This is a genomic window from Pseudomonas sp. CAM1A, assembly GCF_047501685.1.
GTDB lineage: Bacteria > Pseudomonadota > Gammaproteobacteria > Pseudomonadales > Pseudomonadaceae > Aquipseudomonas.
This window is the reverse complement of the sequence record NZ_JBFNXP010000002.1, coordinates 337,580-349,886: the sequence shown is the minus strand read 5'-3', so window position 1 is coordinate 349,886 and position 12,307 is coordinate 337,580. Positions and strand designations below refer to the sequence as shown.

General features: G+C 61.5%; 14 protein-coding genes. 7 read left to right on the top strand and 7 right to left on the bottom strand.

The window, feature by feature from the left end:
* Nucleotides 1-2: 2 nt before the first annotated feature.
* The 5 genes from ABZO33_RS05430 to ABZO33_RS05410 form a co-directional block, all read right to left on the bottom strand.
* Nucleotides 3-659: a DUF2491 family protein gene (locus tag ABZO33_RS05430; RefSeq protein WP_046856318.1), complete on the bottom strand. Its 657-nt coding sequence runs from the start codon at nt 657-659 to the stop codon at nt 3-5.
* 291 nt (nt 660-950) lie between these two features.
* A complete protein-coding gene (locus tag ABZO33_RS05425; protein ID WP_046856319.1) occupies nt 951-1,652 on the bottom strand; it encodes a PspA/IM30 family protein in 702 nt (233 codons plus the stop codon).
* A 16-nt stretch (nt 1,653-1,668) separates the two neighbouring features.
* On the bottom strand, nt 1,669-2,283 hold the full coding sequence (locus tag ABZO33_RS05420) for a YjfI family protein (protein WP_414535156.1): 615 nt from the start codon (nt 2,281-2,283) through the stop codon (nt 1,669-1,671).
* A gap of 107 nt (nt 2,284-2,390) precedes the next feature.
* Nucleotides 2,391-3,023: a hypothetical protein gene (locus ABZO33_RS05415; RefSeq protein ID WP_414535155.1), complete on the bottom strand. Its 633-nt coding sequence runs from the start codon at nt 3,021-3,023 to the stop codon at nt 2,391-2,393.
* A 256-nt stretch (nt 3,024-3,279) separates the two neighbouring features.
* Nucleotides 3,280-4,209 carry a LysR substrate-binding domain-containing protein gene (locus ABZO33_RS05410; protein WP_414535154.1) on the bottom strand — a complete coding sequence of 310 codons (930 nt, stop codon included), beginning with the start codon at nt 4,207-4,209 and terminating at the stop codon, nt 3,280-3,282.
* 168 nt (nt 4,210-4,377) lie between these two features.
* Here ABZO33_RS05410 and ABZO33_RS05405 point away from each other — a divergent pair, with 168 nt between their 5' ends.
* From ABZO33_RS05405 to ABZO33_RS05395, 3 genes are all read left to right on the top strand, one after another.
* The gene (locus ABZO33_RS05405; RefSeq protein ID WP_414535153.1) at nt 4,378-5,361 is read left to right on the top strand and encodes a DUF1852 domain-containing protein; all 984 of its coding nucleotides are present in this window, start codon (nt 4,378-4,380) and stop codon (nt 5,359-5,361) included.
* Nucleotides 5,362-5,387: 26 nt separating this feature from the next.
* Entirely contained in the window at nt 5,388-6,422 is a 1,035-nt protein-coding gene (locus ABZO33_RS05400; protein ID WP_414535671.1) for a methionine synthase, read from the top strand.
* Between the two features lie 85 nt (nt 6,423-6,507).
* The gene (locus ABZO33_RS05395; RefSeq protein ID WP_414535152.1) at nt 6,508-7,014 is read left to right on the top strand and encodes a flavin reductase family protein; all 507 of its coding nucleotides are present in this window, start codon (nt 6,508-6,510) and stop codon (nt 7,012-7,014) included.
* Nucleotides 7,015-7,039: 25 nt separating this feature from the next.
* Here ABZO33_RS05395 and ABZO33_RS05390 read toward each other — a convergent pair whose 3' ends face one another.
* Complete coding sequence (locus ABZO33_RS05390; RefSeq protein WP_414535151.1) at nt 7,040-7,615, bottom strand: hypothetical protein; 576 nt, start codon at nt 7,613-7,615, stop codon at nt 7,040-7,042.
* Nucleotides 7,616-7,871: 256 nt separating this feature from the next.
* On the opposite strand from ABZO33_RS05390, the gene ABZO33_RS05385 reads away from it, so the two are divergent.
* From ABZO33_RS05385 to ABZO33_RS05375, 3 genes are all read left to right on the top strand, one after another.
* Nucleotides 7,872-8,909 carry a diguanylate cyclase gene (locus ABZO33_RS05385; RefSeq protein ID WP_414535150.1) on the top strand — a complete coding sequence of 346 codons (1,038 nt, stop codon included), beginning with the start codon at nt 7,872-7,874 and terminating at the stop codon, nt 8,907-8,909.
* Between the two features lie 345 nt (nt 8,910-9,254).
* Complete coding sequence (locus ABZO33_RS05380; protein ID WP_414535149.1) at nt 9,255-9,653, top strand: hypothetical protein; 399 nt, start codon at nt 9,255-9,257, stop codon at nt 9,651-9,653.
* Between the two features lie 9 nt (nt 9,654-9,662).
* Nucleotides 9,663-10,160 carry a GNAT family N-acetyltransferase gene (locus ABZO33_RS05375; protein WP_414535148.1) on the top strand — a complete coding sequence of 166 codons (498 nt, stop codon included), beginning with the start codon at nt 9,663-9,665 and terminating at the stop codon, nt 10,158-10,160.
* 151 nt (nt 10,161-10,311) lie between these two features.
* On the opposite strand, the gene ABZO33_RS05370 is transcribed toward ABZO33_RS05375, so the two are convergent.
* Nucleotides 10,312-11,124, bottom strand: coding sequence for an aminoglycoside phosphotransferase family protein (locus tag ABZO33_RS05370; RefSeq protein ID WP_414535670.1), 813 nt, complete (start codon nt 11,122-11,124; stop codon nt 10,312-10,314).
* A gap of 110 nt (nt 11,125-11,234) precedes the next feature.
* Between ABZO33_RS05370 and ABZO33_RS05365 the strand changes: the two genes are divergently transcribed.
* Nucleotides 11,235-12,299, top strand: coding sequence for an NAD(P)/FAD-dependent oxidoreductase (locus tag ABZO33_RS05365; RefSeq protein ID WP_414535147.1), 1,065 nt, complete (start codon nt 11,235-11,237; stop codon nt 12,297-12,299).
* Nucleotides 12,300-12,307: the final 8 nt, after the last annotated feature.

Below are 12,307 nucleotides of genomic sequence, written 5' to 3'. Positions count from 1 at the left end.
TGTCAGATGACGTTGAAGTCCGTTGATTGCAGGGTGACACCCACCGAAGTGGTCAGGCTGACATTGCCGTCCTCGTCTTCCTCCACCGAAAGCAGGAGGAATTCGCGGCGATCGGTCAGGCCGGTTTCGCGTGCATACAGCATCGACAGGTGCTGGATGCGGTAGCTGGTCTCGGGGCTGGTGACCCACTCGCTGATCGGCGTCAGCTCGGTCTGCCCTTCTTCGCTGCCCCACTGGCGAACGAACTCGTAGCCTTCGTGCTCGTAGTACGGCAGGCCGATGTTCGACTCGGGGCCGACCAGGCGCTTGAGCTCCGCGTCGCTGGTGACCGGCACCACGCTGTAGTAACCGAACAGGATGATATCGCGCACATCGTCTGCCGACGCGCCGTTCATCACCACCTGCAGCCAGTAGTCCTCGTCTTCCATATAGAAGCGCGCCAGGCGCACCGACTGGCCGAGGTCGACTTCACCGACCGCCCAGACCACTTCCTGCTCGGGGACCTCCAGCTCGGAATGCCCGTCGAGCAGCAGTTTCAGCGAGCGATCGAGCTTGAGCATGCGCCCGCTGCCCAGGCCGAATGGCAGGTTGCCTTGGGCCTGGCTGCCGGCGGCAGGTTTGGGGGCTTCGAAGCCCATGAAGCGTTTCAACCAACCCACGGGGCATCTCCTGGGTGAGAGGGTGACGGAACAGGAGCCAATACTGGAGCTGTAGCGAACAGGCTGGGCCTGTCGGGAGAAGGCGACATTGAAAATCCCTTGGGTCGCGGCAGTCCTTTGGCGGGGGGCGACACGATACTGCTTTTCGTGCGCCCCGCCAACGGGTCTGCAGCAGGGTTTTGCGCCAGACGGGCCGGCCTCATCGCGGGGCAAGCCCGCTCCCACGAAGCCGCTGCGGATTTTACTGTGGGAGCGGGCTTGCCCCGCGATGAGGCCCGCCCACTCGACGAATCACTCCGCCGGCTTGGCCGCCTTGGCCTTCAAGCGTGCCAGCACATCGTCGGCCCCGCTGTTGCTCGCGCCGATCCCAGCCGACTTCAGGCGTGCTTCCAGGTCGCTGCCATCAGCCTTGCCCGCCAGCTCCGCCGCCGCTTCCAGCTCGGCCGCCCGCTCGGTCTGGCGCTTCTTGATGCGGTCCAGCGAACCGACCGCCGTTTCCAGGCTGCCATTGGCGCCGCCGGTGGCCGAGGCCGCGCTCACCTGGGCACGCTGCACGCTCTCACGGGCCTTGACCAGGTCCACCTGCTGCTTGAGGCCCTTGATCTGCGCCTCGGTCTTGCTCACGGTGGCGGTCAGGGTGGTCACCGACGCGCCGAACTGGTCGGCCAGCGCCTGCTCGCTGTCACGCTGGTTGGTCAGGTCGGCGATGCGCGCCGCGCATTCGTGGGCCAGGCCTTCCTCGCCCTTGTCCAACGCGGCAATGGCCTTCTGTTCCCAGTCGCCGATGGTCTTGTCGAACTCGGTGATGCGCTGTTGCGCAGTCTTGTGCTTGGCCATGATCTTGACCAGCTGATTGCGCGCATCGATCAGGTTGTTGTCCGCGTCGCGGATCTCCTGGTCGAGGATGCGCAGGGCCTGGGAGTCGACGATCGCCTCACCGACTTCCGAAGCGCCGCCACGCAGGGCGGTGACGATCTTTCTCAACAAACTCATGGTGCAATCTCCGGAATCAGTGGGTGAAGTAGTCTTCGAAATCTTCGGCGGCGGTGATGACGTTGTCGGCCAGGGTGTGGATTTCCTGGACGATGTTATCCAGCGACGAGGCCGCGCTCAGGGCGCCGAACAGGGTGTACACCGACTCGCCCGACGGCAGCGTGTGCAGGCCGATCGACGACAGCGGGAACACGTCGCGGGTGCGCAGCACCGCATCGTTGAATGCAGCGCGGTCTTTCACCTGGCTGGCTTCCACCAGCAACGTGTCGACCAGGATCTGCTCACCGGCCACGGCGATGTACAGCGGCAGGCCGTCCAGTTCGTTCATCACCAGCTTGAGGCTGGGCTCGGCGCCCTGTTGCAGGGACAGGCCGATCGACCCGTCACGCACCTCGTCCAGGCCTTGCAGGGCGCTGTGCAGCGTTTCGATCGTCCAGTGGGTGTGCTCGGTCATGAAATCCTCCGTTCTGACCTGTTTGCCCGCGTGGGGCTGACGTAAAGCCTTCTCGATACCGCGCAGGGCGGCGGCGTGCTCGGGCAGGATCCACAGCTCACGCTTGACCAGGCCCGCGGCCTTGAGCCGGGCGCGCATGTCACGCATGTAGTCGGTGGAGCTTTTCTTGCCTGCCATCGAAGGGGGTGTCCTTGTCTCACATGTGATGCACGTTACGCCTGGATCATGAGCTGCGCAAGCCTCACATGTGAGGAGCGATGCCCGCGCGGTGCGCCCGCCCCGACCTACCCCGCCACTCGCGTCAGCCGCTGCAGCGCCTCGATCACCTGCGGATTACGCGCCTCGAGCACATCCACATGGATTCTTGCGATCACCGCCTTGAGCAGCTCGGTCTGACTCATCCGGGTTTGCCCCAGCAGCGTCAGGAAATCCTCGGCCATGTGCGGGTTGACCTTCATCGACAGCCGCCGCGTGGCTCCGGACGCCAGCAAACCCCTCTGACGCCGCTGCACGTCGAGTGCCTGGACAAAGGCCTCGTGGCCGGGTTGCAGACCTGCTCCCTGGCAGGCCTGCACCAGCCGGTGGAAGTAATGGGCGAGGAACAGCTTGCGCAGATGTACCCCTGCCTCGCTGCTGACCGCTTGCATCGCCGCGTCGAGTACATCGACATACACTGCCGGCAGCCGCGCCTCGATGGACTTGAGCTGCTGCTTGCGCGCCTCGCGAATCGCCGGAGTGGACTGCGGCGGGATAGCCACCACCGTGTCGCAGCCGTCGCACACGCCCACCAGGATGTCCCGCGCCACGCCCAGGCCATCGCTGAAAGGCACGTCGCGCCGGGTGTAATGCATGGCGACCAACGCCTGACAACGCTCGCACAGGGCCTGGCCGGTGTCGCCCTCGAACAGGATATTCATGCTTGGGTTACTCATTGGTGAACCACATCTGCGGCGAAATTACGAAAATCCTCGTACATTTTGTCGACCGAATCTAGCTTGCGCTTCGACTCAGCCGACCAATGGCGCTGTCGCACTAGTGTGCAGCCGGGATGTGTAACCAGCGCTTTCGGAGATATACAGAGTGTTTCGCGCGATCCTTGCCGACTCGGTGATGACCCGCTAATCGGTGCGCCTCGATTGCCAGGTAATGCGCTGCGATAGATGGGGCTGGCTGTCAAACGGCGATCCCGGAAACAGCATTGACGCCTTCCAGCGTCGCGAAGGACATATCCTTTGCCGTGAGCAGGAAGTCGCTTACATAAGGCACTTCGAGCATGTCGCTGCGGACCGCCGCGTAGAGTCTTGCCTGCAGCCCCTTCTCTCCCAGTCGCTTGGTGGTCACGTAACCCCGCGAGCTGTATTCATGCACGGCCCAGTTCGGCAGGCAGCACACACCGCGGCCGCTGGCCACCAGTTGCATCATCATGATCGTCAGCTCCGAGGTACGCACCTGCGTCGGCTCGATGTCGGCCGGGTCAAGGAAGCGGGTGAAGATGTCCAGCCTGTTGCGCTCGATCGGGTAGGTGATCAGCGTCTGGCTGGCAATATCTGCGGGTTCGAGGTACGGCTTTGCGCACAAGGCATGATGATTGTCGATGGCCAGCAGTGCCTCATAGCCGAACAGTGGCACGTAGCTGATCCCCGGCAGTTTCACCGGGTCGGACGTCACCACCAGGTCCAGATCGCCCCGCTCCAAGGCCGGCAGTGGCGCGAACGAGAACCCCGACGCCAGGTCCAGCTCGACCTCGGGCCAGGCACCGCGAAATTCGTCCACCGACGGCATCAGCCATTGATAGCAGCTGTGGCACTCGATCGCGATGTGCAGCCGCCCGGCCGTACCGCCAGCCAGCTTGCCCAGGTCCCGCTCGGTGGCGCGGATCTGCGGCAGCACCTGCTCGGCCAGCTCCAGCAGCTTGAGACCGGCGCTGGTAAAACGTACCGGTTTGGACTTGCGCACGAACAGCGGCATGCCAATACGGTCTTCCAGCTCGCGGAACTGGTGCGACAGCGCCGACTGGGTCAGGTGCAGCCGTTCGGCGGCTTCGTACAGGCTGTCGGTTTCGCGCAAGGCATGGATGGTGCGCAGGTGCCTCAGATCGATCATGAGCAAAACTACACTTGTATGCAAAAAAAATGAGTTTGTCTCATGACGCACTGATCTTTGACAATCCCCTCATCGAATTTGCGTGAGCGAGAAAGGCAGCCTGGCATGGGCGCGTCCTCAACCCTGGCCCTTCTTGCCTCGCCTCAGACATCAGGGCACACGACCACCATGAACAACGAGTTGGCATTCACCCTCAAACGTATTTGTTTCGATGAGCACTACCAGCCTTCGGACAAGACCCGCACCACCACCAACTTTGCCAACCTGGCCAGGGGCAAGAGCCGCCAGGAAAATCTGCGCAATACCTTGAGGATGATCGACAACCGCTTCAATGCCCTGGCGCACTGGGACAACCCCTTCGGTGACCGCTACACGGTCGAGCTCGACATCATTTCAGTGGAAATGGATCTCGGCCTCTCGGGCACTGCCCCTGCCTTGCCCTTGATTGAAATATTGAAAACGACGGTGGTCGATCGACAAACCAACGAGCGTATCGACGGCATGGTCGGCAATAATTTTTCGTCGTACGTGCGCGATTACGATTTCAGCGTGCTGTTGCTGGGGCACAACAAGGACCGGCAAACCTTCAGCACCCCCGATGACTTTGGAGACCTGCACGGAAAGCTGTTCAAGTGCTTCGTGAATTCGCGCGCCTACAAGGAGCATTTCAGCAAGCCCCCCGTCATCTGCCTGAGCGTCTCGAGCAGCAAGGTTTATCACCGCACGGAAAACCAGCACCCGGTCCTGGGCGTTGAATACCTGCAGGCGGAGTACTCGCTGACCGACGAGTACTTCAAGAAGATGGGTTTGAAGGTGCGCTACTTCATGCCGCCCAACAGTGCCGCGCCGCTGGCGTTCTATTTTGCCGGCGATTTGCTGGGCGACTACAGCAACCTTGAACTGATCAGCACCATCAGCACGATGGACACCTTCCAGAAAATCTACCGGCCTGAAATTTACAACGCGAACTCCGCCGCCGGCAAAACCTACCAGCCCAACTTGCAGCACCAGGACTACTCGTTGACGCGCATCGTATACGACCGCGAAGAGCGCAGCCGGCTGGCTGTCGAACAGGGGAAGTTCGCGCAAGAGCACTTCATCAAGCCCTACCAGGCGGTTCTCGAGCAGTGGTCCGCCCGCTGCGCGCTTTGACTCAACCAGACACAAGGTTTTCCAGTATGAAAAAGCTGTTACCCACCTCCACTGCGGGCAGCCTGCCCAAACCCGCCTGGCTCGCTGAACCTGAGAAACTCTGGTCGCCATGGAAGTTGCAGGGTGATGAACTGATCGAGGGCAAGCAAGATGCGCTGCGCTTGTCCTTGCAGGAGCAACAGCACGCCGGTATCGATATCGTCAGCGATGGCGAACAGACACGTCAGCATTTCGTCACGACCTTTATCGAACACCTCGACGGTGTCGATTTCGAGAAGCGCGAGACGGTCAGAATCCGTGATCGCTACGATGCGAGCGTGCCGACGGTCGTAGGCGCTGTTGCTCGCCGCAAGCCTGTCTTCGTCGACGACGCCAAGTTCTTGCGTCAACAAACCTCGCAACCCATCAAGTGGGCGCTGCCAGGCCCCATGACGATGATCGACACACTGTATGACGCCCACTACAAAAGCCGCGAAAAACTGGCCTGGGAGTTCGCCAAGATCCTCAACCAGGAAGCCCGCGAGCTCGAAGCGGCGGGTGTCGACATCATTCAGTTCGACGAACCTGCCTTCAACGTGTTCTTCGACGAGGTCAATGACTGGGGTGTGGCTACCCTGGAGCGCGCCATCGAAGGGCTCAAGTGCGAAACCGCCGTGCACATTTGCTACGGCTACGGCATCAAGGCCAACACCGACTGGAAAAAGACCCTGGGCTCGGAATGGCGGCAATACGAAGAAGCCTTCCCCAAGCTGCAGAAATCCAGCATCGACATCGTTTCGCTGGAGTGCCACAACTCCCACGTGCCGATGGACCTGATCGAGCTTATCCGCGGCAAGAAAGTGATGGTTGGCGCCATCGATGTCGCCAACCACGCCATTGAAACTCCCGAGGAAGTTGCCAATACCCTGCGCAAGGCCCTGCAGTTCGTCGACGCCGACAAGCTCTACCCTTGCACCAACTGCGGGATGGCGCCCCTGCCGCGCCAGGTGGCAAGAGGCAAGCTCAATGCGTTGAGTGCGGGCGCGGAGATTGTGCGCAGAGAGCTGGCAAACAAGCGCTGAGCCCAGGTCGGAGGTAACAGGTGGAGGCCCGGACAGATACGGGCCTTCCCACACCTTCGAGCGGTACCCACACCCAGGATCTACTATGTCACTCCCTATCGAGCCATCGAGCTTTCGCGAAGCGCTCGGGCACTACGCCTCCGGTATCACGGTCATTACATCGCACACCGATGACGAGCCGATCGGCTTTACTTGCCAGTCGTTCTACAGCGTGTCGATGAACCCGCCACTGGTGTCATTCAGCGTGATGGCCAGTTCGGCCAGCTACCCCAGGATTCGCCAGGCCGGTCGCTTCGCGGTCAACATCCTGGCGGGTGAGCAGGTCGAGATTTCCAACCGGTTCGCGCGGCGCGGCACGGACAAGTGGCACCAGGTGCAATGGCAGCCGTCACCGCTGGGCAATCCGATCATTGCCGGCAGCCTGCACTGGATCGATTGCGAGATTCACGCTGAACACGTCGCGGGCGATCACCTGATCGTCATCGGGGAAGTGAAGGCATTGAATGTGCAGCAAACCACGCCCTCGCAACCTTTGCTGTATTTCAAAGGGCAGTATTGCAACCTCGCGGCGCTGGGCGCGACGAGCGCCTGACGCTAGCGCGAGCACGCCATGGCCATCAGAACAGCCCGCCCATGGTCAATGCCAGGCCACCGCCCGCCTGCACGCCGATGTTGAACCCAGCGGAGAAGATCACGCCCTTGGCCGAGCGCAGCAGGCGCGGCAAGGTTTCCTGCGGCAGGAACGCGCCGCCGCCGCCAATCGCGGCGGTGCCCAGGACCAATAGCTTGGGATCCAGGCCGAACAGCACACCCGAGCCGCTGCCACCGCCAACCAGGCCCAGCCCGCCTTCGAGGAACACGCACCCACCCTTGAAGTCGTCGCGCACCAGGCCCCGGGCAGCGACCGATTCGGCCACCAGTACCGTGCCGATCGCCGGGAAGTCTTCATTGGCGCCGACCGCGCCAACGCTCTTGCCCGCCACCAGCAAGTTGATCTTGCCTACCCGCGGCAAGCGTGCGCCTACGCCAACACCGACCCCGAGCGAGCCATAGCGAAACTGCTGCTCGGCCTGGTTGGGATCGGTCAGGGTCAGCAAGCCACCGTTGGCGGCGGCAAACATCACCGTCAACCCACCCCCGCTGGCAGTCTTGTATTTCCAGTCGCTGACACTCAGCGGCAATGTAATCTGCATGTGCACCTCCGTGTAGTGGCAGCGCCATTCGACGCCAGCCCATCCCTGTGTCCAGACCGCCAGCAGCATAGCAACCCGCGCCTTGCCAGCCCCATAGCCCCAATGAGCTATTGCCAAACGGCTACAAGGCGCCAGCCGATACAGATGACGAGCCGATCGGCGGCACTCGCCAGCGGCGAAGCAGGTTGCCCATGTGCGCCTAGCATTGTCTAAAGTAGTTCCCATCACAGACCCTGCCGATGCAATGGAGAAGCAGATGCCGGCTTGCCCGATCCCCACCGACGAAGCGCTGCGCCAGCACGCCCTCGATGAGATGAACCTGGTCGACACGCCCGCCGAGCATTACCTCGATACCCTGGTGCGGCTCACCCAGGACCTGGCGCACGTGGACACCGTGCTGATCAGCCTGATCGACCAGGACCGCCAGTGGTTCAAGGCCAGGATCGGGCTGGACGCCAGCGAGACCCCGCGCGACGTGTCCTTCTGCGGATACGCCATTCTCGATGACGGCACCTTGCTGGTGCCGGACGCCACGCGCGACCCGCGATTCGTCGACAATCCGCTGGTGCTGAACCCGCCCTATATCCGCTTCTACGCCGGCCATCCGCTGCGTGCCGGAAACGGCAAGGCCATCGGTACGTTGTGCATGTTCGACCCGCAACCGCGCCTGCTGAACGAGGTCCAGCAAGCGAATTTCAAGGATTTGGCCACCCTTGCGGAGGGCTATCTGCAACTGCGCAGCCTGATCCAGACCAACCGCGACCTGCGCCTGGAGATGGACCGCGAACAGCGCAAAGCGCTGCTCGACCCCTTGACCCAGCTGTGGAACCGCGGGGCGTTGGCCGCCTTCCATGACCGTGAGCGGCACCTGGCCCACGAGCGCGGTTTGCAGCTGGGGGCGATTTATGCCGACCTTGACCACTTCAAGGCCGTCAACGACCAGCATGGCCACGCGGCCGGCGACCAGGTGCTGTGCGAGTGCGCCCGCCGCCTGCGCGCCGCGCTTCGCCCCGATGACCTGCTGGTGCGCCAGGGTGGCGAGGAATTCGTTGCCTTGCTGCCGGTCAAGGACAGCGCGGAACTGAACGGCATCGCGCAACGGGTGCGTCAGCTGATCGGCACCCAGCCGGTGCAGTTGGCCAGCGGCCCGTTGCGGGTAAGCCTCAGCGCAGGGTGCACCCTGTTTGCCGAGGGGGAAACGCTCGAAGACGCGCTAAGGCGCGCCGACAGCGGGCTGTACGCCGCGAAGCAAGGGGGGCGGGATCAGGTGGTCTATGTGCCGGGCGCGTTTTGAGCGAGGTGGATTTGCGCGCCCCATTCAATCGAAGCCCATCTCGGCAGTCATCACTTCCAATCAACAGACAATCCTCATCCAGAAGCGATCGTTTGATCAAGCAAGGCGAAAACAGGCGAGAAACGGTAGGCGTCGAGCCTGGTCTTGCTGATTGCACATGAAAACTCCGAACTTGCTTTCACCGCCGCATGACCGTCGTGCAGGCACTTTCGTACAAGACATCGCCTGGCCTTCGGATATCCTTTCCATACCTTGGACACGACTGGCCCATCCCTGTCAGCTGTCCGACCAGGTCAAGATGACAAGGAAAAAGTGCTAGGATCGGGAAATACGGAGAATATCGTTGTGACGAACAGATCTGAAGCCGGGCTTGCCCGTCGTGCCGCTACCAGAAAAAAGCAGCTCCTGCTGAAAGGCGGGAGAATGGAAGCGTTGCGGATCACTGCTGACGATCTCGTTGAAGATCTCGCAACGAAGACCCTGTCTGGCGGTACCTGGGTTAACGTCAAGATTCACGGCAGGAATCGCCCCGCAAGAGCGCCGCACCTCTCCGATGTTGAACGAGACCTGTCAGACCTGAAAAAGCTTGTCGCTGCCCTGGCTGTCCGTTCCGTTGCGCATGCAGAAGTCACCAGTGTTGATACCACAGGCATGACGGTTCTCGACGCCGAGGCAGCCGAGCAGATGCTCGATGTTCCCCCTGAGCCCACCGAGGCGCTTTGTAACTTACTCGCACTGCGCTAAGGGGTATCAATGGACTTCATTACTGTCGACTTCGACAAGTCGATTGATCGCTCTGCGTTCGATTGCAAGATCCATCCCGCTCTCAACGCCTATATCACTCAACAAGCCGGCCAAGACCAGAAGCGCAATGTGTCGCGCACATTCATGTACGTTGAGGAAGGCACTTTGCTGGGCTATTACACGCTAGCTAATGCGTCCGTGGCGCTCGACTCGCTTAGTAAGGGTCAGCAGAAAAAGATGCCTCGGCATCCGATCCCGGCAATTCTCTTGAGTCGTCTTGCAGTCGACCGAACCGCACAAAAACAGGGCCTTGGCAAACGCCTGACGGCAGACTTCTTTCGGCGAGTGCGCGTTGTTGCCCGACATTCGGGAGTCGCGCTCATTGTCGTCGATGCAAAGGACACGGACGCTGCCAGCTATTACCAAAACAAGCTTGGTTTCATCCCTTCCAACAATAATCCATTACGACTCGTGCTGCCTACCGCCACTCTTTTAAAAGCGGTTTAGACCGATCTGCCCAACGCAGGGAAATACACTGTGTGTCCTTGTGGGACCAGTATGCACGTGGCCAACGCCTGGGGCTTGAAGGGCTGCATGGCGAATTGGCCATCAGCGCAATCCCGGCTTCACCCTTGATCGCCGGCTAACATGCAATGCCTTAGTCAGAAACCCGAGCGCCGCCATCGAGCGCCGAAACCGCCAGCCTCGCCAACGCCAACCTGCCCCCCGGCTCAGCACCGTCCTCGATCATCCAGGTTGCCGACAACCCTGCCCACGCCAGCACCCACTGCAACAGCCTGTGACGCTCAATACCGGCTGCCTGCGAAATGATCGCTATACGCCGTGGGAAGCGCCCCGGTGCCTGCGCGCTGGTTTCGTCCGGGTTGCAGAGGATGTTGGCAAAATCGAAGCCCCGCTCGCCGAACAACCCTTTGGGATCGATGGCGAGCCAGCCGGCCGGCCCGAAATCCAGCACATTGCCGTGATGGATATCGCCATGCAGCACCGCAGCGTCCTGCGGAGCAGCGAACAGCGCCCTCGCCGCCTTTGCGCTGTGCTCCAGCACCCCACCGTGGGTCGCCGCCGCGCTCCACAATGCGTCGAACCATTGCTCCAGCGGCACCAGCGCAGGCCTCGGCGTCGACCGTGGCGCATGCAGGCGGGCTGCCACGGCACAGAGAATGCGCGTGGCCTGCTCATCCCTGCCATCTGCAACCATCTGCGCGAGTGACGCCGAACCTTGCGCCCGCTTCATCAGCAATGCCTCGCCCGCGTGGGCCAGCACAGGGGCTGCACCGTCGCCTGCCCACCAGGCCATCAGCTGGCTGCCGGCCTGCTCCTCCGGCGCCTGCGAGACTTTCAGCATCGCCGGTGTATCGCCCTGGCGAACAGGCAATAGATGGCCATTGAGTGAAACGAAAGCCTCCCCATCGATGGTCAGCCCCCATTGCTTAAGGTATTGGTCGAACATAGGCTCGCTGGTATTCACGCTTTCCATTTAATATCGCTGTTTGCCCCTGTGGACCAAGGGTTGCCAGGGACGGTCAGTGAAACATAGTTCCAGGTCGGTGACGGAGCACGATGAAAAATATCCCGGGAATGAATGTGGTAGTGGTGGGGGCAGGTATCGTGGGGGCCTCTGTTGCATACCACCTTTCCTGCCAAGGCGCGCAGGTGACCATCGTGGAGGCTGGCCATGTAGCATCTGGCGTGACCTCGACTTCCTTTGCATGGATCAATACCACCTACAGTGACGCAGACCCTGTCGCCGCACTGCGGGCCGCAGCCATATCAGACTATCGTCGCCTCGAAGCGCAACTGCCGGACCTACTCATTCAATGGACCGGTTCGCTGACCTATGGCCTTGCGGAAGTACCGGCCGCCCCTGCGACGGATACAGGCATATCAACGGTATCCCAGGCTCAGATCCTCACCCTGGAACCTAACCTGAAACACCCGCCTGCCCACGCCAACCATGCTCCAGAGGAAGGCGCGCTGAACGCAGTAGCGGCCACCCGGGCCTTGATCAAAGGCGCTCAAGCTCGAGGCGCCAGGTTGCTGGAGCAGACACAGGTGCAAGGGTTCACGGGCACCGCAGACAACGTCTCAGGTGTGAAAACCATCCACGGGGTAATCGATGCGGACTTGGTGGTGCTTGCGGCGGGAACGGGTACCACGCTATTGACGGACTTGCTGGGCTACCCACTCCCGCTCGACGCCTCTCCTGCCATCTATATCCGATACCACTCGCCGCCCCACCTTGTCCGAGGGATCATTTCCAACGCAGCCATGGAGGTGCGGCATGCTGATGACGGCAGCCTGTTGGCGGCAGAGGACTATCTGGACAATGCAGCAGACAACCAACCAGGCGCCATTGCGCTGAGAACCGCCGAAGCCATCAAAGCAGCGCTGCATGGCGCCGTTTCACTCGACATTGAAAAGGCGTGCGTGGGTTTCAGGCCGATACCCAGAGATGGTGCACCGCTGGTTGGTTTTCTGCCGGGTATCAGCGGCGTTTACGTCTGTGTCATGCATCCTGGTGTCACGCTGGCCGCTACCGTAGGCCGTCTCGCGAGCATGGAAATCACCAGTGGCACGCCATCGCCTGATTTGGAGCCGTGCAGGCTGGGTCGCTTCAGGCGATAAGTTGGGGC

Excerpts from the sequence above, each read along its gene's own strand:
- ABZO33_RS05425 (WP_046856319.1), bottom strand. The coding sequence starts at position 1,652 with ATGAGTTTGTTGAGAAAGATCGTCACCGCCCTGCGTGGCGGCGCTTCG.
- ABZO33_RS05420 (WP_414535156.1), bottom strand. The coding sequence starts at position 2,283 with ATGGCAGGCAAGAAAAGCTCCACCGACTACATGCGTGACATGCGCGCC.
- ABZO33_RS05415 (WP_414535155.1), bottom strand. The coding sequence starts at position 3,023 with ATGAATATCCTGTTCGAGGGCGACACCGGCCAGGCCCTGTGCGAGCGT.
- ABZO33_RS05410 (WP_414535154.1), bottom strand. The coding sequence starts at position 4,209 with ATGATCGATCTGAGGCACCTGCGCACCATCCATGCCTTGCGCGAAACC.
- ABZO33_RS05405 (WP_414535153.1), top strand. The coding sequence starts at position 4,378 with ATGAACAACGAGTTGGCATTCACCCTCAAACGTATTTGTTTCGATGAG.
- ABZO33_RS05400 (WP_414535671.1), top strand. The coding sequence starts at position 5,388 with ATGAAAAAGCTGTTACCCACCTCCACTGCGGGCAGCCTGCCCAAACCC.
- ABZO33_RS05395 (WP_414535152.1), top strand. The coding sequence starts at position 6,508 with ATGTCACTCCCTATCGAGCCATCGAGCTTTCGCGAAGCGCTCGGGCAC.
- ABZO33_RS05390 (WP_414535151.1), bottom strand. The coding sequence starts at position 7,615 with ATGCAGATTACATTGCCGCTGAGTGTCAGCGACTGGAAATACAAGACT.
- ABZO33_RS05385 (WP_414535150.1), top strand. The coding sequence starts at position 7,872 with ATGCCGGCTTGCCCGATCCCCACCGACGAAGCGCTGCGCCAGCACGCC.
- ABZO33_RS05375 (WP_414535148.1), top strand. The coding sequence starts at position 9,663 with ATGGACTTCATTACTGTCGACTTCGACAAGTCGATTGATCGCTCTGCG.
- ABZO33_RS05370 (WP_414535670.1), bottom strand. The coding sequence starts at position 11,124 with ATGTTCGACCAATACCTTAAGCAATGGGGGCTGACCATCGATGGGGAG.
- ABZO33_RS05365 (WP_414535147.1), top strand. The coding sequence starts at position 11,235 with ATGAAAAATATCCCGGGAATGAATGTGGTAGTGGTGGGGGCAGGTATC.